The 16,942-nt window shown below is 72.7% G+C and carries 17 protein-coding genes and 1 riboswitch; of the genes, 9 read left to right on the top strand and 8 right to left on the bottom strand.

Features of this window, described 5'->3' with window-relative positions:
• Positions 1–7: 7 nt before the first annotated feature.
• The 5 genes from HLI28_RS15505 to HLI28_RS07595 form a co-directional block, all read right to left on the bottom strand.
• Positions 8–1,351, bottom strand: a complete 1,344-nt coding sequence (locus HLI28_RS15505) for a C40 family peptidase (RefSeq protein ID WP_246246514.1) — start codon at positions 1,349–1,351, stop codon at positions 8–10.
• 4 nt (positions 1,352–1,355) lie between these two features.
• Positions 1,356–1,499: riboswitch (cyclic di-AMP (ydaO/yuaA leader) on the bottom strand.
• 294 nt (positions 1,500–1,793) lie between these two features.
• Entirely contained in the window at positions 1,794–2,486 is a 693-nt protein-coding gene (locus HLI28_RS07610) for a septum formation family protein (protein WP_171246917.1), read from the bottom strand.
• Positions 2,487–2,532: 46 nt separating this feature from the next.
• Entirely contained in the window at positions 2,533–3,243 is a 711-nt protein-coding gene (locus HLI28_RS07605) for an anaerobic ribonucleoside-triphosphate reductase activating protein (protein ID WP_171246916.1), read from the bottom strand.
• Positions 3,233–5,065, bottom strand: coding sequence for a ribonucleoside triphosphate reductase (locus tag HLI28_RS07600; protein ID WP_171246915.1), 1,833 nt, complete (start codon positions 5,063–5,065; stop codon positions 3,233–3,235). Before HLI28_RS07600 ends, HLI28_RS07605 begins: the two co-directional genes overlap by 11 nt.
• 109 nt (positions 5,066–5,174) lie before the next feature.
• On the bottom strand, positions 5,175–5,972 hold the full coding sequence (locus HLI28_RS07595; RefSeq protein ID WP_171246914.1) for an exodeoxyribonuclease III: 798 nt from the start codon (positions 5,970–5,972) through the stop codon (positions 5,175–5,177).
• A gap of 31 nt (positions 5,973–6,003) precedes the next feature.
• Between HLI28_RS07595 and HLI28_RS07590 the strand changes: the two genes are divergently transcribed.
• Entirely contained in the window at positions 6,004–6,777 is a 774-nt protein-coding gene (locus HLI28_RS07590; RefSeq protein WP_171246913.1) for an SDR family NAD(P)-dependent oxidoreductase, read from the top strand.
• Between the two features lie 23 nt (positions 6,778–6,800).
• Positions 6,801–7,382 carry an orotate phosphoribosyltransferase gene (gene pyrE / locus HLI28_RS07585; RefSeq protein WP_171246912.1) on the top strand — a complete coding sequence of 194 codons (582 nt, stop codon included), beginning with the start codon at positions 6,801–6,803 and terminating at the stop codon, positions 7,380–7,382.
• 107 nt (positions 7,383–7,489) lie between these two features.
• Here pyrE and HLI28_RS07580 read toward each other — a convergent pair whose 3' ends face one another.
• Entirely contained in the window at positions 7,490–8,266 is a 777-nt protein-coding gene (locus HLI28_RS07580) for an HAD-IIA family hydrolase (protein ID WP_171246911.1), read from the bottom strand.
• Between the two features lie 30 nt (positions 8,267–8,296).
• Between HLI28_RS07580 and HLI28_RS07575 the strand changes: the two genes are divergently transcribed.
• From HLI28_RS07575 to fbaA, 3 genes are all read left to right on the top strand, one after another.
• Positions 8,297–9,268, top strand: coding sequence for an undecaprenyl phosphate translocase family protein (locus tag HLI28_RS07575; protein ID WP_171246910.1), 972 nt, complete (start codon positions 8,297–8,299; stop codon positions 9,266–9,268).
• Positions 9,261–9,872 carry a TrmH family RNA methyltransferase gene (locus HLI28_RS07570; protein WP_171246909.1) on the top strand — a complete coding sequence of 204 codons (612 nt, stop codon included), beginning with the start codon at positions 9,261–9,263 and terminating at the stop codon, positions 9,870–9,872. Before HLI28_RS07575 ends, HLI28_RS07570 begins: the two co-directional genes overlap by 8 nt.
• A gap of 195 nt (positions 9,873–10,067) precedes the next feature.
• On the top strand, positions 10,068–11,087 hold the full coding sequence (fbaA, locus tag HLI28_RS07565) for a class II fructose-bisphosphate aldolase (RefSeq protein WP_171246908.1): 1,020 nt from the start codon (positions 10,068–10,070) through the stop codon (positions 11,085–11,087).
• A 67-nt stretch (positions 11,088–11,154) separates the two neighbouring features.
• On the opposite strand, the gene HLI28_RS07560 is transcribed toward fbaA, so the two are convergent.
• Positions 11,155–11,571, bottom strand: coding sequence for an STAS domain-containing protein (locus HLI28_RS07560; protein WP_304602743.1), 417 nt, complete (start codon positions 11,569–11,571; stop codon positions 11,155–11,157).
• A 114-nt stretch (positions 11,572–11,685) separates the two neighbouring features.
• On the opposite strand from HLI28_RS07560, the gene HLI28_RS07555 reads away from it, so the two are divergent.
• Entirely contained in the window at positions 11,686–13,881 is a 2,196-nt protein-coding gene (locus tag HLI28_RS07555; protein ID WP_246246512.1) for an ATP-binding SpoIIE family protein phosphatase, read from the top strand.
• 41 nt (positions 13,882–13,922) lie between these two features.
• On the opposite strand, the gene HLI28_RS07550 is transcribed toward HLI28_RS07555, so the two are convergent.
• Positions 13,923–14,360, bottom strand: coding sequence for a DUF3151 domain-containing protein (locus HLI28_RS07550; RefSeq protein ID WP_216077488.1), 438 nt, complete (start codon positions 14,358–14,360; stop codon positions 13,923–13,925).
• A 100-nt stretch (positions 14,361–14,460) separates the two neighbouring features.
• Between HLI28_RS07550 and HLI28_RS07545 the strand changes: the two genes are divergently transcribed.
• The 3 genes from HLI28_RS07545 (at position 14,461) to HLI28_RS07535 (ending at position 16,935) form a co-directional block, all read left to right on the top strand.
• Entirely contained in the window at positions 14,461–14,838 is a 378-nt protein-coding gene (locus HLI28_RS07545) for an STAS domain-containing protein (RefSeq protein ID WP_171246907.1), read from the top strand.
• 97 nt (positions 14,839–14,935) lie between these two features.
• The gene (locus HLI28_RS07540) at positions 14,936–16,231 is read left to right on the top strand and encodes an adenylosuccinate synthase (protein WP_171246906.1); all 1,296 of its coding nucleotides are present in this window, start codon (positions 14,936–14,938) and stop codon (positions 16,229–16,231) included.
• Positions 16,228–16,935 (top strand): transporter substrate-binding domain-containing protein, encoded by a 708-nt coding sequence (locus HLI28_RS07535; protein ID WP_171246905.1) that lies wholly within the window; start codon positions 16,228–16,230, stop codon positions 16,933–16,935. Before HLI28_RS07540 ends, HLI28_RS07535 begins: the two co-directional genes overlap by 4 nt.
• Positions 16,936–16,942 lie beyond the last annotated feature (7 nt).

Below are 16,942 nucleotides of genomic sequence, written 5' to 3'. Positions count from 1 at the left end.
GTGCCGGTCAGATGCGGATGAACCGCGGGCTGCTCTGCCAGATCTGGCGCTTCACCACGCCGACGCCCGGACGGGCCGACTCGATGATCCGGCCGTTGCCGGCGTAGATCCCGATGTGCCCCGGCGAGTAGACCAGGTCGCCCTGCCGGGCGTTGCTGCGCGAGACGCGCGTGCCGAGAGAGGCCTGGGCCGACGACGAGCGCGGCAGGGTCTTGCCGATCGCCTTCTTGTACACGTAGGACGTGAACCCCGAGCAGTCGAACCCGGTGGCGGGCGACGTGCCGCCCCACGAGTACCGGTGCCCGATGTAGTTGTGGGCCACCCGGACGACCTTCTGGCCGCGGGTCAGCTTCGGCTTGACGTGGACCTTCCGGTACTTGGTCGACTTCTTGAGGCCCTCGGCGCGGGCCGGCACCCCGACGACGCGGATCCTGTTCTTGCCCAGGTCGTACTTGCCGAGCCCCGGCCGGAACCGGACGACCCCGTACTTGTTGGTCTTCTTCACGGCGACCTTGTCACCGGAGATGAACAGGCGCACGCGGCCCTGCACGGGCTCGCCCCACTTGCGCAGCTTCACCGTGTACTTCGGGCGGGTGTGCCACTTGCCCTTCGTGGCCGTGTGACGGCTCTTGGAGACGTACATGTTGGTCGTCGCCTTGGGCTTGATCCACACCCGGCGGTGCTTCGTCACCTGCTCCAGCCCGGTGGAGGCGGCCGGCGCGACGACGACGCGGATGCCGTTGCGGCCGACGTCGTAGTGGGAGAACCCGGGGCGGAAGTGGATCGTGCCGTCCCCGTCGAGGCTCTTGACCGCGACCTTGGTGCCCTGGACGTAGAGCCGGACCCGGCCGGCGAACGCCTCGCCGTCCGCGGTCGCGCGGACCGTGTAGCGGGGGCGGGTGTGGCCCTGTCCCTTGCGGCCGGTGCTGCGGGACTTCGACACCGAGACGTCCGGCGTCGTGCTCACGACGACGGGCTCCTCGGTGGCGGTGCCGGTGTCTCCGGCGGCCGGCTCCTCGGTCGGGGTCGTGGTCGTCCCGTCCGTGGTGGTCGTCGGCTCGGGGGACGCGGTGTCCTCGACGACGGGTTCCGGCGTCGGGGTCGCAGTGGCGTCGGAGACCGACGTGTCGGTCGAGTCCGTGGTGGTCGTGCCGGCCGAGGTGGTCTCGTCGGCGACGGTCTCGTCCGTGGTGGTCGTGAGCGCGTCGTCGGCGGCGGCCGATCCGGCGCTGACGACCAGCGTGCCGCCGGCGAGGGCCGCCGTGAGCGTCATGGCGACGGCGGCGTGGCGTTTCCTGGGGGTGCGCACGGCACCCTGCGGGCGCGCAGCATCCAGCGAGGGTGTGGACATGGGGTACTCCTCCAGCCGGCGAGATGAGCTGTCGGGTTAGGCCGAGAAGTGGTGGCCTGCCGCCGATGGACGGCTTCACCCCGAGGGTGGCGCTGACGTCACCCGAAGAACCTGGGTCTCCCGCTGCTGCCGTCGGTGCTCCGGTGGGCCGTCCCGTCGGCAGCACTGGGCACCGGGCCGGTCGCCGCCCGGTCTCCGGGCGACGACAGGACGCTAGCCCCGAAACGGTCGGAGGTCACGGTCAGATAACGGTCACCTCCTGCGCCGATGGTGGAGGCGGTGTGAAGGGATCCGGCGGCGGGACGCTGTCCGACATGACGGACACGACACGTCGGAACCGTCGGAAACGGCCGTCCACCGAGGGTCGGGATCGGGCGATCGACCCATCCGGGGTGCCGGGGAGGTGAAGATCGGGCACCGATCCGATGACGTTCCCGGCCGCTCAGTCCAGGAGCGAGCCGGTCCGCGTGCCGTCCACGACGGCCACGCACAGCCCCGTCCGGTCCCCGGCGGCCCAGGACTCCTCGCTCGGCGCCCAGACCACCAGCTCGACCCGCGTGGAGTCGTCCGCGCGCGCCTGCGGGCCCAGGAGGTCCGGGGTGCAGCCCCGCGCGGTGCGGGCCGCGGCCTCGTCCGCGCCGGGCCAGACGGCGTCCGCCGACGCGTCGGTGCGCCCGACCACCTCGGCCGCGTGCGGCTCGCCGCACGGCACCACCTCGACGCGTCCCACGGCGCCGTCGGTCGGGGCCTCGGCGAGGCACGAGCCGAGGACGAGCTGCACGGCGTTGACGGTCTCCGGCGCGGTGACGTCGGCCGCGACGGGTTCCCACGCCTCCTCGCGCGTGCTCGTCGTCAGGTAGGAGGCCCCCACGGCGCCGCCGACCACGAGCAGGATCAGGGCGAGGACCGACAGCACCCAGATCCGGGCCCGGCGCCGCGCCGCGGCGCGCTCGGCCGGCGTGGGTCCGGGGGCGCCCCAGCGGGCCCCGGGGTCCACCGGCCGGCGGTCCGACGCGCCCGTCGGTGCCGGGCCGGGGGACGGGCGGGCCGGACCCCGCGTCCCGTCCGGGGCGGGGCCGGACGCCTCCGGGCCGGGCGAGGCGAAGGAGAGGTCGTCCTCGGGGCGCTCGGTCATGGGAGCCAACCTACCGAGCCGGGCGCACCTCCCGGGTCCGCGTGGTTCAGACCCCCACGCGGCGCTCGACGCCGGGCAGGTCGTCCTCGCGCAGCACGTCGGACAGCCGTCGGCGGTCCAGGCGGCGCACCCACCCGGCCCGCGCGCCGTCCGGTCGCGCCTCCTGCAGCACCCACCGGCGGACGCCGAGCGCGGTGAGGCGTGCGCCGATCGCCAGGACGTCCTCGCGGGTGTGCACGGTGGGGTCGACGGTGGTGCGGATCTCGTGGTCGACGCCGGACTCGACCACGAGCCGGGCCGACTCCCACGCCGCCCGCCCGGACGGTGCCGCCCCGGTGACGAGCTCGTACCGGTCCGGCACCGCCTTGATGTCCAGGCCGACCCAGTCCACCAGGGGCAGCACGCGGGCGAGCCGGGTCGGCCAGGGGCCGCCGGAGTGCACGCCGACCTCGAGCCCGAGGTCGCGGACGTCGCGGCAGGCGTCCGCCAGGCCGGGCTGGAGGGTGGGTTCACCGCCGGAGATCACCAGGCCGTCCAGCAGGCTGCGGCGCTTGCGCAGCAGCTCGAGGACCTCCGACCAGGTCGCACCGGGCCGCCGCCGGGGGTCGATCAGGGAGGGGTTGTGGCAGTAGGTGCACCGCCACGGGCATCCCTGGGTGAACGCGGTGGCGACGAGACGACCGGGCCGGTCGACCGTCGAGAACGGCACGAAGCCGGCGATGCGCAGCGGTGCCCGGGCCGGGGCGTCAGGCGACATCGACGGTCACCGCCGCGGGCTCCCGGGAGGCCGCGGGCTCCCGGAACGGCACGCGCTCGGCGTACTCGCCCTGCTTGCCGGTGTTGAAGGACGCCACGGGGCGGAAGTACCCCATCACCCGGGTCCACACCTCGGTCCCGGCGCCGCAGGTCGGGCAGGTGCGCACGTCGCCCGCGAGGTAGCCGTGCGTGGCGCAGATCGAGAACGTCGGCGTCACCGTGAGGTAGGGCAGCCGGTGGTTCTCCAGGGCACGGCGCACGAGCAGCCGGCACGACTCGGCGCCGGACATCTGCTCGCCCAGGTAGAGGTGCAGCACCGTGCCGCCCGTGTATCGCCGCTGCAGCTCGTCCTGGCGGGCGAGGGCCTCGAACGGGTCGTCGGTGAAGCCGACCGGGAGCTGGGTGGAGTTCGTGTAGTACGGCTGCTCCGGGGTCCCGGCCTGCAGGATCCCCGGGTAGCGGGCGCGGTCCTCGCGGGCGAAGCGGTAGGTCGTGCCCTCGGCAGGGGTCGCCTCCAGGTTGTACAGGTGGCCGGTGCGCTCCTGGATCTCGACGAGGCGCGTGCGCAGGTGGTCGAGCAGCTCGAGGGCCGTGGCGTGCCCGGCCGGGGTGGTGATGTCCTCGGTGTCGGCGGTGGCGTTGCGGATCATCTCGTTGACCCCGTTGACGCCGATGGTGGAGAAGTGGGCGTCGAGCGTCCCGAGGTAGCGCCGCGTCCAGGGGTACAGCCCGCCGTCCATGAGCCGCTGGACCGTCTCGCGGCGTGCCTCGAGACCGTCGGCGGCGAGGTCGACGAGGCGGTCCAGCGCCGCGTACAGCGCCTCGCGGTCCGGGCCGTGGACGTGCCCGAGCCGGGCGCAGTTGATCGTGACCACGCCGAGCGAACCGGTCTGCTCGCCGGACCCGAACAGCCCGTTGCCGCGCGCGAGCAGCTCGCGCAGGTCGAGCTGGAGGCGGCAGCACATCGAGCGCACGTCGCCGGGGTTCAGGTCGGAGCTGATGAAGTTCTGGAAGTACGGCGTGCCGTACCGCGCGGTCATCTCGAAGATCTCCTCGGAGATCTCGGAGTCCCAGTCGAAGTCCGGCGTGATGTTGTACGTCGGGATCGGGAAGGTGAACACCCGGCCGGCGGCGTCCCCGGCGGACATGACCGCGACGAACGCCCGGTTGATCATGTCCGACTCGGCCTGCAGGTCGCCGTAGGTGACGTCGAGGACGTCGTCGCCGACGACGGGGTGCTCGTCGGCGAGGTCGGGCGGGCAGGTGAGGTCGAAGGTCAGGTTGGTGAACGGCGTCTGGGTGCCCCAGCGGGACGGCACGTTGAGGTTGTGGACGAACTCCTGCAGGGCCTGGGTGACCTCGGCCTGGCTGAGGCGGTCGACGTGGACGTACGGGGCCAGCAGCGTGTCGAAGGAGCTGAAGGCCTGGGCCCCCGCCCACTCGTTCTGCAGCGTGCCGAAGAAGTTGACGATCTGCCCGAGCGCCGAGCTCAGGTGCCGGGGCGGCCAGGAGGCGACCGCCCCCGCGACCCCGCCGAACCCCTCGGACAGCAGCTGGCGCAGCGACCACCCGGCGCAGTAGCCGCCGAGCACGTCGAGGTCGTGGACGTGCAGGTCGCCCTGCCGGTGCGCGGCGGCCAGCTCGGGGGAGAACACCTCGTCGAGCCAGTAGTTCGCGATCGTCTTGCCCGCGACGTTCAGGACGAGGCCACCGAGGGAGTAGCCCTGGTTGGCGTTGGCGTGCACCCGCCAGTCGGCCCGGGCGACGTACTCGCCCACGGCGGCGGAGGCATCGATCTGCGTACCCACGGCGACTCCTCGCATGTGGCTTGTGAAGACATTCACGAGCCTAACGAGGGGAGGGAGGGGGCCCTCCCGACACGCCGCGGCGGCCGGCGTGACATCGATCCGGACCGGCCGTCACCTCGGCGCCTCAGACCAGGTCGAGCACCACCGGCACGTGGTCGCTGGCACCCTTGCCGCGTCGCTCGTCCCGGTCGACCGCGACGCCGGTGACCCGGTCGCGCAGCGCCGGCGAGGCGTACGCGAAGTCGATGCGCAGCCCCTTGTTCCGCGCGAAGGCGAGCTGCTGGTAGTCCCAGTAGGTGTACGTGTGCGGCGCGGGCAGGTGCTCGCGCGTCACCTCCGTGTACCCCGCAGGTCCGAAGGCCTCGAACGCCGCCCGCTCGGCGGCCGACACGTGGGTCCTGCCCTCGAACGCCGTGACGTCCCAGACGTCGGTGTCGCGCGGGATGACGTTCCAGTCGCCCAGCAGGGCGAGCTGCGCCCCGGGGTCCGCCGCCAGCCACTGCTCGGCGTCGGTGCGCAGGCCTTCCAGCCAGGCCAGCTTGTAGGCGTAGTGCGGGTCGTCCAGCGCGCGGCCGTGCGGCACGTACAGCGACCAGACCCGCACGCCGCCGCAGGTGGCCCCGAGGGCGCGGGCCTCGAGGCGCGGTTCCTCGTCGGGCTTGGCGAACGTGGGCTGGTGCGGGAACGACGTCGCCACGTCCTCGACACCCACCCGGGAGACCACGGCCACGCCGTTCCACTGGTGGTAGCCGGTGTGCGCCACCTCGTACCCCGCCTCCTCGAAGGCCCGGTGGGGGAACTGGTCGTCCCGGCACTTGGTCTCCTGGACGGCCAGCACGTCCGTCCCGGACCGTTCCAGGAAGGCCAGCACGCGGTCCAGCCGCGTGCGGACGGAGTTCACGTTCCACGTGGCGATGCGCACGCGAGCACCCTAGGACACATAGAGTGCCGTCATGGGTACTGCGCTCGTCACCGGTGCGACCGCCGGTCTCGGACTCGAGATCGCCTGGCAGCTCGCCACCGCTCGCCACGACCTCGTCCTCGTCGCCCGTGACGGCGAGCGTCTCGACCGCGTCGCCGGACAGATCCGGGCCGCGGCCGGTGTCCACGTCGAGGTGATCCAGGCGGACCTGGCGCGCCACGACGACGTCACCCGGGTCGCCGAGCGGCTCACCGTGACCGGCGCGGACCCGGAGGACGACCGCCGTCCGGTCGGCCTGCTGGTCAACAACGCCGGTTTCGCCCCCGCGCAGCGGTTCGTCGCCGGAGACCTGGACATCGAGCTCGACGCCGTCGACGTCATGGTCCGTGCGGTCATGGTGCTGTCCCACGCCGCCGTCGGTCAGATGGTCCCGCGCGGCCGGGGTGCCGTGCTCAACGTCGCCTCGGTGGCGGCCCTGACGGCGGGCGGCAGCTACGCCGCCGCCAAGGCCTACGTGCGGACCTTCACCGAGGGGCTGGCCGTCGAGCTGAAGGGGACCGGTGTCACCGCGACCGTGCTCTGCCCCGGCTTCACCCGCACGGAGTTCCACGACCGTGCCGGCCTGAGCACGGAGGTCCTGCCGGACGGCGCCTGGCTGCACGCCGCCGACGTGGCGGCCGAGGCGCTCGCGGACGTGCGCCGCGGCGTCGTCATCTCCACGCCGTCGGTGCGCTACAAGGCGGCCGCCGCCCTGCTGCGCGCGATGCCCCGCTGGGCGGTGCGCGCCGTCGGGCACTACCGCTGACGCGCCCCCGTACCCTGGTACCCGTGACTTCCGCCGACTTCTCCCCGACCCCCCGCGAGCAGCTGCTGCAGCTCGTCAAGGACCTCGCCGTGGTGCACGGGAAGGTGACGCTCTCCTCCGGCAAGGAGGCCGACTACTACGTCGACCTGCGTCGCATCACGCTGCACCACCGTGCGGCCCCGCTGGTCGGGCACGTCCTGCTGGACCACCTCGAGGAGGTCGGGCTCGGGACCGCCGAGGTCGACGCCGTCGGGGGACTGACCCTCGGTGCGGACCCCATCGCGGACGCGCTGCTGCACGCCGCGGCCTCCCGCGGGCAGGACCTCGACGCCTTCGTCGTGCGCAAGGAGGCCAAGGCCCACGGCATGCAGCGGCAGATCGAGGGGCCGGACGTCACGGGGCGCAAGGTCGTCGTGCTGGAGGACACCACCACGACCGGCGGCTCGCCGATCACCGCGATCGAGGCGTTGCGCGGGGCCGGTGCCGAGGTGCTCGGCTGCGCCACGATCGTCGACCGCGCCACCGGGGCCGGGGAGAAGATCGAGGCTCTCGGGGTGCCGTACCACTACCTCTTCGACCTCGAGGACCTCGGCCTGAACGGCTGACCCTCGCGTCGTGGGTAGGAAATCTGCCGCCCGGCACCGGTCATGGGCCGTAGATCTCATACCCACAGCGGAGACGGCGGTGGAGTGACGGGCAGGCGCCCCTCGGGTCAGACGCGGTCGACGAGGTCCGCGACGGACTCCACGACGTGGGACGGGCGGAAGGGGTGCTCGTCGACCTCGTCCTCCACGGTCGTCCCGGTCAGCACCAGGAACGTCTCCAGGCCGGCCTCGATCCCGGCCACGATGTCGGTGTCCATGCGGTCGCCGATCATGGCCGTCGTCTCCGAGTGGGCCTCGATGCGGTTGAGGGCCGAGCGGAACATCATCGGGTTCGGCTTGCCCACGTAGTAGGGCGAGCGGCCGGTGGCGGCCGTGATCATCGCCGCCACGGAACCGGTGGCCGGCAACGGCCCCTCGGGCGACGGCCCGGTCGTGTCCGGGTTCGTGGCGATGAACCGCGCGCCCCCCTTGATGAGCCGGACCGCCTTGGTGATCGCCTCGAACGAGTAGGTGCGGGTCTCGCCGAGCACGACGTAGTCGGGTCCGGTGTCGGTGAGGGTGTACCCGGCCTCGTGCAGGGCGGTGGTCAGCCCCGCCTCGCCGATGACGTACGCCGACCCGCCGGGCACCTGCTCGGCGAGGAACGTGGCGGTGGCGAGCGCCGAGGTCCAGATGGACTCCTCGGGCACCTCGACCCCCGACGTCGCGAGCCGGGCGGCCAGGTCGCGCGGGGTGAAGATCGAGTTGTTCGTGAGCACCAGGAAGCGGCGCTTCTTCTCCCGGAGGGCGTCGATGAACTCCGCCGCGCCGTCGATGGCCTCGCCCTCGTGCACGAGGACGCCGTCCATGTCGGTCAGCCAGCACTCGATCTTCCGCTCGGTCATGGCAGACACCGTAGCCCGTAGGCTTCGAGCGTGACCGACGAGCACGCAGATCCTCCGACCCACACCGGTGCCGTCCGCCGCCACGCGGCCCCCGCGCCCGGCACGAGCTGGCGTTCCGCCCCGGGCCTGGCGGCCCGCGGCGGGCTGGTCGGCATGGCCGAGTCCGTCCCCGGCATCTCCGGCGGCACCGTCGCGCTCATCACGGGTCTGTACGACCAGCTGCTGGCCGCGGCGAGCCAGGTCGTGCACGCCGGCCGCGAGCTGGTCCAGGGCGTGGCGCAGGGGCACGGGCTGCGCCCGGCCGGCCGGGCGCTGCGGGCGGTGGACTGGCGCTTCCTCGCCCCCGTGCTGGGCGGCATGGTGGTGGTGCTCCTCGCCTCGCTGAACACGATCGCCCCGCTGCTCGAGGAGAACCCGGTCCCGGTGCGGTCGGTGTTCTTCGGCATGATCGCCGTGTCGGTGCTGGTGCCGCTGAGCATGATGCCCCGCCGGTTCCGGCCGCTGGACGCCGTGCTGCTGCTGGGTGCCGCCGTGGTCGGGTTCTTCTTCGTCGGGCTGCCGCCGTCGCAGGTCGTCGACCCCTCGCTGTGGTACGTCGCCGGGTCGGCGGCGGTCGCCATCAACGCGCTCGTGCTGCCGGGCGTCTCGGGGTCGACGCTGCTGGTGATCCTCGGGCTGTACATCCCGGTCCAGCAGGCCGTCGAGGACCGCGACCTGGCCTTCCTGGGCGCGTTCGTCGTCGGTGCCGCCGTCGGCCTGGCCTCGTTCGTCAAGCTGCTGCACTGGCTGCTCGAGCACCGGCGGCAGGGCACGATGGCGGTGCTCGCCGGGCTCATGATCGGCTCGCTGCGGGCCCTGTGGCCGTGGCAGGACGCCGACGGCGGGCTGCTGGCCCCGGACGACGCGAGCGCCGTCGTCGGCCCCCTGCTGCTGGCCCTCGCGGGGGCCGCGGTGGTCGGCGCGCTGTTCTGGTGGGAGTCCACGCGGGACGGCGATGAGTGACCGGGTCGTCGGCGTCGGTCCGTGGGCCGGGCCCTGGCCCGACGACCCGCGCTACGACCCCGAGCTGCTCGAGCACGGCGACCGGCGCAACGTCGTCGACGCGTACCGCTACTGGTCGGTCGAGGCGATCGTGGCGGACATGGACCGACGTCGTCCGCCGGACCGGCAGCTGCACGTCGCGATCGAGAACTGGGCGCACGACCTGAACATCGGCTCCGTGGTGCGCACCGCGAACGCCTTCAACGTCGCCGGCGTGCACATCGTGGGCCGGCGGCGCTGGAACCGGCGCGGTGCGATGGTCACCGACCGCTACCTGCACGTCCAGCACCACCCGGACGCCGAGTCCTTCGCCGCGTGGGCGGCCGGCGAACGCCTGCCCGTGGTCGGTGTGGACAACGTGCCGGGCTCGGTGGCGCTCGAGCGCCGCGAGCTGCCGCCGCGGTGCGTGCTGCTCCTCGGCCAGGAGTCCGACGGGCTGACCCCGCAGGCGCAGGCGGTGTGCGACGTCGTCGTCCACATCACCCAGCACGGGTCGACACGGTCGTTGAACGCCGGCGCCGCAGCGGCGATCGCCCTGCACGCCTGGGCGTCGCAGCACCTGTGAACCGCCCGTGACGTCCCGTCGCGCCACCGATGACCCGGGCGACCGTCTCATCCTGTGCGACGCCATGTGACGGTGATGCGTCGGACGTGAGAAAATCCGGATGCATGTGGGCTGCGTGCTCGCCGGCCACCAGCGACGGTGGGACGTCGCCCGCCTGCGTCGTCCCTCGTACGTCCCCTCATTGGAGTACCGCAGATGCCTATCGCAACCCCCGAGGTCTACGCCGAGATGATCGACCGGGCGAAGGCCGGCAAGTTCGCCTACCCCGCCGTCAACATCACGTCGTCCCAGACCATCACCGCAGCCCTGCAGGGCTTCGCCGAGGCGGAGTCGGACGGCATCATCCAGGTCTCCGTGGGTGGTTCGGAGTACGGCTCGGGCTCGACGGTGAAGGACCGCGTCGCCGGGTCGCTGGCGCTGGCCGCCTACGCGCACGAGGTCGCGAAGAACTACCCGGTCAACATCGCGATCCACACCGACCACTGCGTCAAGAAGAACCTGGACTCCTGGGTGCGCCCGCTCCTCGCGCTCGAGGCCGAGCAGGTCAAGGCGGGCAAGAACCCGACCTTCCAGTCCCACATGTTCGACGGCTCGGACATCCCGCTGGAGGAGAACCTCGTCATCGCCGAGGAGCTGCTCGAGCTGTCGCAGGCCGCTCGCACCCTCCTCGAGGTCGAGATCGGCGTCGTCGGCGGCGAGGAGGACGGCCACGTCGCGGAGATCAACGAGAAGCTGTACACGACGCCCGCGGACGGCCTGGCCACGGTCAAGGCGCTCGGTGCCGGTGAGAAGGGCCGTTACCTGACGGCGCTCACCTTCGGCAACGTGCACGGCGTCTACAAGCCCGGTGCCGTCAAGCTGCGCCCGGCGATCCTCGGCGAGATCCAGAAGGCCGTCGGTGACGAGATCGGCAAGGAGAACCCGTTCGACCTCGTGTTCCACGGCGGGTCCGGCTCCACCGCCGAGGAGGTCGCCGAGGCGGTCGACAACGGCGTCATCAAGATGAACATCGACACCGACACCCAGTACGCGTTCACGCGTCCCGTCGTCGAGCACATGTTCACCAACTACGACGGCGTGCTGAAGATCGACGGCGAGGTCGGCAACAAGAAGGCCTACGACCCGCGCGCCTGGGGCAAGAAGGCCGAGGCCGGCATGGCGGCCCGCATCGTCGAGGCCTGCCAGTGGCTGCGCTCGGCCGGTCACAAGATGTGATCAGCCTCCGCTGACGCACCGACGCCCCGCCGCTCCTCGGAGCGGCGGGGCGTCGGTGCGTGCAGGCTCAGTGCTGGGCCGAGGTGATGTCCAGGTCGACACCGGGGTCGTCGTCGACGATCTCCAGCAGCTCGCCGATCCGCGTGACCTCCAGCAGGAAGCGCACCGTCGGCGGTGCGCGCAGGATGCGCACCGTGTGCGGGCTGCGCGAGGCGAGGCGCGCCAGGAAGGCCACGCCGGAGGAGTCCATGAAGGTCACGTGGTGGGCGTCGATCTCGACCGGCAGCCCGGAGGCCTCCGCGTCGGAGATGGCCTCGCCCAGCTCGGAGCTGACGTCGGCGTCGATCTCGCCCGAGAGGACCACGCGAGCGCGTGAGCTCCCCACGATCACATGGATGCTCGCGGGGTCGCCGATCTGGGGCGCCGCGTTCTTGTCACCGTCCCCGTCGTCCGGGGGGTGCGCCGCATTGGATGCGTCCTGCACGGTGCTCCTTCCTCGAGCTTTCGCTCACCTCACGTCTCGGCGGACACCAATCTACGGTTGAATGGCCCCCCGATGCACCAACCTGGCCGCGAGACGTTGAGAAGGGAGGGGGCAATGGACCAAATGCCCGGTTCGTCCGCCGACGTTCTGCCCGTTCCCGCCTCCCGGCTCGCGGCCGCGCTGTCCGTCACGACCGTCCCGGCCTTCGTCACGGGTGCCTGGAGCCTCGGCATGCCTGTGCTCTGGGTCAACCGGGCGTTCGAGGAGCTGGGTGGCGTGGGCATCGAGGAGCTGGCGCTCCTCGGCCCGAACTCCCTGCTCGCGCTCGTCGAGGACGACCCCCAGCGCACCGCCGCCCAGGAGGACCTCAAGGCCGGCCGCGCGATGCGGAGGATCGTGAGCACCCGTCGCAGCGACGGCCGCACCACGTGGCTGCAGGTCGACGTCACCCCGCTGCCGACCGACCACGGGCTCCCCGAGTACTGGGTCGGCGTGACCACCGACGTCTCCGAGTACGTCGACCAGCAGGCGGCGCAGCTCGCGTCGCTGGAGGTCGAACGCCGGCAGCGCGCCGACCTGGACCTCATCGCGCAGACCACCGATCTCCTCGGCGACCTCGAGTACCCGTTCGCGCTGCGGGACATCGCCGACCTGCTGCGCTCCCTCGTGCCCTGGGCGGGGTTCTACGTCAACGACGACGGGCTGCTCTTCGCCGAGGGCGTCGACGTCGCATCCCCGCCGTCGGGTCGCGGACGGCGTCACACGCGCTACGTCCCCGAAGACCGGACGCACGACCGGCTCGAACCCGCCCTCACCGGGGACGTGTCGGAGGTCCCCGAGCCCGTGGTGGACGACGTGCAGCAGCTGCTCGACGGCGCCGTCGACGGGCCGGTGCGGCTGAGCCTCGAGGGCCGTTTCGACCCGTCCTCGGCCGCGGGGTGGTTGCGGCGGGACCTGATGCACCGGGTCGTCGCCGAGACGGGCGCGGTGCCCCGGGAGGCGGTGGTGCACGCGGTGGCGGGCCGACGTCGTGTCCTCGGTCTCCTCGTCACCTGGGACGGGGACGAGCCCGTGCCGGAGTCGGGACCCGCACCGGGGCTGGACCACGTGTCCACCGTGGTCGAGGTCGTGGCCCGCCGCGCCGGCACCGCGATCGACAACGCGCGGCTGTACGCGCGCGAGCACCGGCTCGCCGAGGCCCTGCAGCGTGCCATGCTGCCCGAGCAGGCGGACGTGACCGGGCTGGACGTGTGGACCTACTACGCGCCGAACGCCGAGCACGCGCAGGTGGGCGGCGACTGGTACGACGTCCTCCAGATCGCCGACGGGACGGTCGGCCTGGTCATCGGCGACGTCGTCGGGCACGACGTCGAGGCGGCCGCGGCGATGGGTCAGCTGCGGTCCGTGGTGCGGGCCTACGCCTACGAGCTGACGACCCCGGGGACCGTGCTCGACCGCGTCGACCAGCTCGTGGCCGGGATGCGGGTGCCGCGGCCGGCGTCGATGGTCTACGCCGCGCTGCAGCACCGGACCGAGGACGACAGCTGGGGCCTGGAGTACACCCGCGCCGGGCACCTCCCGCCGCTGCTGCTCCGGGACGGCGGCACACGCCTGCTGAACGGGGCGGGCGGCATGCTCGTCGGCTTCGGCAACGAGCCCCGCGAGACCGGGCACGAGGTCCTGCGTCGCGGGGACGTGCTGGTCTTCTACACCGACGGGCTCATCGAGCGTCGCGACCGGTCCCTCAAGCGCGGGCTGGAGACGCTGACGGAGATGTCCGGGCGCATCACGGCCCGCGACGCCGCGGGCGTCGGGGAGGAGCTGCTGTCCCGGCTGGCCGACTCGCCCGAGGACGACGTCGCGATCGTCGTGGTGCGGGTGCCCGACCCGGAGGCCGACCACCGGGTCACGGCGCTGAGCCCCCGCTCGCGCCGCTGGCTGCTGCCGAGCGAACCGGCCTCCATCGGCCGTGCCCGCCACGCGGTCCTGCGCACCTCGCAGGCGTGGGGGCTGGCGGAGTCCGCGGCGGCCGAGCTCGTCGTGAGCGAGCTGGTCGCCAACGGTGTGCTGCACGGCTGGGGCAACATCGCGCTCCGGCTGTTCGACACGGGGGACGGCCTGCGCATCGAGGTCGAGGACTCCAACCCGGCGCCACCGGTCGCCACGGACGGGCACCCGAACCGGCTCGGCGGGTTCGGCATGCAGATCGTCGAACGCCTGGCGGACTGGGGATGGCGGCCCAGCGCGTCGGGAAAGCTGGTCTGGGCCAAGCTGCGCCCCGACCTGACCAGCGGGTCAGGACCCGCGTAGCCGGCCCGGCCCGGCGCCGGCCCGCCGGGCCGGGACAGGGGTCAGCGCAGCGCGCGGACGTCGGCGGCCGAGACCCCGGAGTCCGTCAGGAGCTGCGCGCAGCGCTCCGCCTCGTCCGTCTCGCCGATCCGCGCGGCGGCCTCCGACAGCGCCAGCAGGGCCCGCAGGAACCCCTGGTTCGGGGTGTGGTCGACCGGCACCGGTCCCTGGCCGCGCCACCCCGCCCGGCGCAGGGCGTCCAGGCCCCGGTGGTAGCCGGTGCGTGCGTAGGCGTAGGCCGTCACGGAGCGGGTGACGTCGTCGCCGCCCGCGAGGGTCTGCTCGGCCAGGACGGCCCAGGCCGTGCTGGCCGCCGGGTGCGCCGCCGCCAGGACCGCCGGGTCCTCACCGGTCTCCAGGGCCTCCCGCACCGCCGCGTGGTCGTCGGGCAGGAGCGTCGGGTCGGGTCCGGACAGCAGGTTGTCGGTCAGAGGGTTCATGGCGTCATCCTCCCAGGGGGGTGCGCGGGCCTGCCACGCGGACGCGGCCCTCGCCGTCCCGAGGCGCGGAACTCCGGGGTGCGACGGTAGGCTCGGGCACATGATCGAGATCGCGACGTCCTCCACGACGACGACGCTCGTGATCGCCGGCGACCTCGACCTCGCCGAACGGGACCAGTTCCCCGAGATCGCGGCGCGCGTCGTCGGCCTCCGCCGTCAGCTCCTGGTGATCGACATGTGCCGGGTGACCTTCATGGACTCCACCGGTGCGGCGTTCCTCATCTCGCTCGCCGACGCGGGTCGCAAGCGCGGCGGGGCCACGGTCCTGCGCGGCGCCGACGACCGCGACCTCTTCGTGCTCGAGGTGTGCGGCGCCCTCGACCTCTTCCGGATCGACACCGACCACCACTGCGAGCAGTCGGACACGGCCACGGGTGCCGCGTCGGTCGAGCTGCCGCAGCGTCCCCGACCCGCCTAGGGCGCGCTGCCTGGGACACCAGGTCATGGCCGGGTAAACTCTGGCGAGGCCCGGCGGGATCCTCCGGGTCTCATCGACGAACGAGGAGAGTTGATCCATGCCAGCCGTGGTGCTCGTCGGCGCCCAGTGGGGCGATGAGGGCAAGGGGAAGGCGACGGACCTCCTCGGTGACCGCGTCGACTACGTGGTCAAGTTCAACGGGGGCAACAACGCCGGGCACACGGTGGTGATCGGCGACGAGAAGTACGCCCTGCACCTCCTGCCCTCGGGCATCCTGTCCCCCGGTGTGACCCCGGTCATCGCCAACGGTGTCGTGGTCGACATCGACGTCCTCTTCGAGGAGCTGGACGCGCTCGAGGCCCGCGGCGTCGACACCTCCAAGCTGATGGTGTCCTCCGGTGCGCACGTCATCGCCTCGTACCACCGCACGGTGGACAAGGTCACCGAGCGGTTCCTCGGCAAGCGGCGCATCGGCACCACCGGGCGGGGCATCGGCCCGGCCTACGCCGACAAGATCAACCGCGTGGGCATTCGGGTCGCCGACCTGTTCGACCCCAAGATCCTGCGCGAGAAGGTCGAGGGCGCGCTCGACCAGAAGAACCACCTGCTGGTGAAGGTCTACAACCGTCGCGCCGTCGAGGTCGACGAGGTCGTCGAAGAGCTGCTCGGGCACGCCGAACGGCTGCGGCCGATGGTCGCCGACACCGGGCTGGCGCTGAACCAGGCGCTGGACGCCGGTCACAACGTCCTCTTCGAGGGCGGCCAGGCGACCATGCTCGACGTCGACCACGGCACCTACCCGTTCGTGACGTCGTCGAACGCGACCGCCGGCGGCGCGGTCACGGGGTCCGGCGTCGGGCCGACCCGGATCGACTCGATCATCGGCGTCATCAAGGCGTACACCACCCGTGTGGGGGAGGGGCCGTTCCCCACCGAGCTGTTCGACGCGAACGGCGAGTACCTGCTCAAGACCGGCGGGGAGTACGGCGTGACCACGGGACGTGCCCGGCGCTGCGGCTGGTACGACGCGGTCATCGCCCGGTACGCGGCACGCGTCAACGGACTCACCGACCTCGTCGTGACCAAGCTCGACGTGCTGACCGGCATCGAGAAGATCCCGGTCTGCGTCGCCTACGACGTCGACGGCACCCGGTACGACGAGATGCCGGACGACCAGTCGGCGTTCCACCACGCCACGCCGATCTACGAGGAGCTGCCCGGCTGGTGGGAGGACATCTCGCAGTGCCGGTCCTTCGACGAGCTGCCGGCCAACGCCCAGGCGTACGTGCGGGCGCTCGAGAAGATGTCGGGCTGCCGGATCTCCGCCGTCGGGGTCGGGCCGCGGCGTGACGAGATCATCCCGATCCACGACCTGATCCACGCACGGGCATGAGCCGCGCCGCGGAGGCCGCCGTGCTCGCCCCCACGGGGGCGCTGCGCGCCGTGATCAACCTCGGCAACCCGGTGCTCGCCCAGGGCACGGCGTCGGCGCCCACCGGCGTCACCGTCGACCTGGCCCGTGCCCTGGCCGACCACCTCGGCACCTTCATCGAGCTGTCCTGCGTCGACGCCGCCCGGGACGCGTTCGCCGCCGTCCGGGACGGCCAGGCGGACGTCGGGTTCCTCGCGGCCGAGCCGCAGCGCGCCGAGCACGTGGCGTTCACCGACCCGTACGTCCTCATCGAGGGGGTCTTCGCCGTCCCCGCGTCCTCGCCGCTGCGGTCCGCCGCCGAGGTCGACGCCCCCGGGGTGCGGATCGGGGTCAAGGAGGGGTCGGCGTACGACCTGTCCCTGACGCGGACCCTGCGGCACGCCCAGCTCGTCCGGGGCGCGGAGGGGACGGCCGTGTTCGAGGCGGAGGGTCTCGACGTCGCCGCCGGGATCCGCCAGCCCGTGACCCGCTGGGCCGAGGATCGCGGCGACGTGCGGGTGCTGGAGCCGCGGTTCACCGAGATCCGACAGGCCGTGGCCACCGGGCGCGACCGGTCCCCGGACGCCGTGTCCTGGCTGCGGGACGCGGTCGCCGACCTGGTGCGGACCGGGTTCGTGGCCGACTCCCTCGCGGCGTCCGGTCAGGACGCGACCGTGCCGTCCTGACCGTCCG

This window comes from Isoptericola sediminis, from assembly GCF_013085345.1.
Lineage (GTDB): Bacteria > Actinomycetota > Actinomycetes > Actinomycetales > Cellulomonadaceae > Isoptericola > Isoptericola sediminis.
The sequence above is the reverse complement of the archived record's forward strand: the minus strand, read 5'-3'. Positions and strand labels throughout refer to the sequence as shown.